2 protein-coding genes are annotated in these 1,216 nt (G+C 66.5%); both read right to left on the bottom strand.

Features of this window, described 5'->3' with window-relative positions; translation table 11 throughout:
- Window positions 1–226: 226 nt before the first annotated feature.
- On the bottom strand, window positions 227–430 hold the full coding sequence (locus N7E59_RS11805) for a cold-shock protein (protein ID WP_261625135.1): 204 nt from the start codon (window positions 428–430) through the stop codon (window positions 227–229).
- Between the two features lie 334 nt (window positions 431–764).
- Window positions 765–1,216: C40 family peptidase (locus N7E59_RS11800; protein WP_261625134.1), on the bottom strand; the 452-nt coding region annotated here is incomplete at its 5' end.

Genomic DNA, 1,216 nt, shown 5'->3' with positions numbered 1-1,216 from the left:
CTGTCACACAAGTCCTGAGACATCACATTCGTATATACGGAAGCCCGAACCGCCCACATAGCTGAATGACGACAACCTGCCGGATCCGGGCGCCGGGAGGCGGACTCATCGGCAGCGGAGTGACGAGCGGCGGAGAAGCGCCTGGTGTACGCCGGGATGCTCCGGAACGACTTCGGCCCCCGCACCACGAATGGTGCGGGGGCCGAAGTGACGGATCAGCTGAGGATCAGAGGGGGTTGATGTTCTCCGCCTGCAGACCCTTCGGGCCGCGTGCGGTCTCGAACTCCACCTTCTGGTTCTCCTCGAGGGTGCGGAACCCGGAGGTCTGGATCGCGCTGAAGTGCGCGAAGACGTCGTCCGAGCCGTCGTCGGGTGCGATGAACCCGTAACCCTTCTCAGCGTTGAACCATTTCACGGTGCCAGTGGCCATGTATCTTTCCTACTTTCTTACGGTGCACCGTCGTTCCCGGTGCATCTCCCCACTGCCCAGGCCGGGCACCGATGGGGGTCTTGGAGTGGCCTCCGGCTGAAGATGTCGGCGCCGTGCGCGCCGACGTGCAAGCCTAGGGACGCATCTCACCCTACGGCATTTCGCCTGCCGGGTCACGCCGCTGATCTGCGATGCCCGGCCGAGGGTGCGTCATACACCTGCGACATCGGGACACCCACAGAGGCGGGGTCCGGACAGAATCTGAGCTGTCCGAACCCCGCCTCTGTGCGAGTGTGAACCCCGCAGGATCCGATGCCGAGTGTGGCTCCTCGGATCAGAAGGTCACGTAGGCGTCCACGTTGCCCGGGTTGATGTCGTACATCACGGTCCCGGTGCTCGGGTTCTGAGCGCCGATGGCCTTGCCGTTGCCGATGTAGATGGCCACGTGGCTCACACCGTGCTCGACGACGACGTCGCCGGGCTGCGGGTTGCTGGTCGGGGTGCCGTTGGCCATGATGCCGCTGGAGGTGCGGGCGCCGGGGTTCTTGCCTCCGGCCTGCAGGGCGTTGTTCACGAAGCCGGAGCAGTCCCAGCCGGACTGGCTGGCGCCGCCCCACACGTAGGGCGTGCCGATGCCGGAGTGGGCGAACTCGACGACGGCCTGGTTCCCACCGCCGCTGGGCTGGTCCCCACCGATCGGGTCGATGTCGGGGCTCTGAGCGGCGCTCTCGCCCTGCGGCTCAGGCTCGGTCTGGGCCGGAGCCTGCTGCTCGGTCTGGGCCGGAG

The sequence above is a fragment of the Nesterenkonia marinintestina genome (assembly GCF_025420485.1).
In the GTDB taxonomy this organism is placed as follows: domain Bacteria; phylum Actinomycetota; class Actinomycetes; order Actinomycetales; family Micrococcaceae; genus Nesterenkonia; species Nesterenkonia marinintestina.
The sequence above is the reverse complement of the archived record's forward strand: the minus strand, read 5'-3'. Positions and strand labels throughout refer to the sequence as shown.

Excerpts from the sequence above, each read along its gene's own strand:
- N7E59_RS11805 (WP_261625135.1), bottom strand. The coding sequence starts at position 430 with ATGGCCACTGGCACCGTGAAATGGTTCAACGCTGAGAAGGGTTACGGG.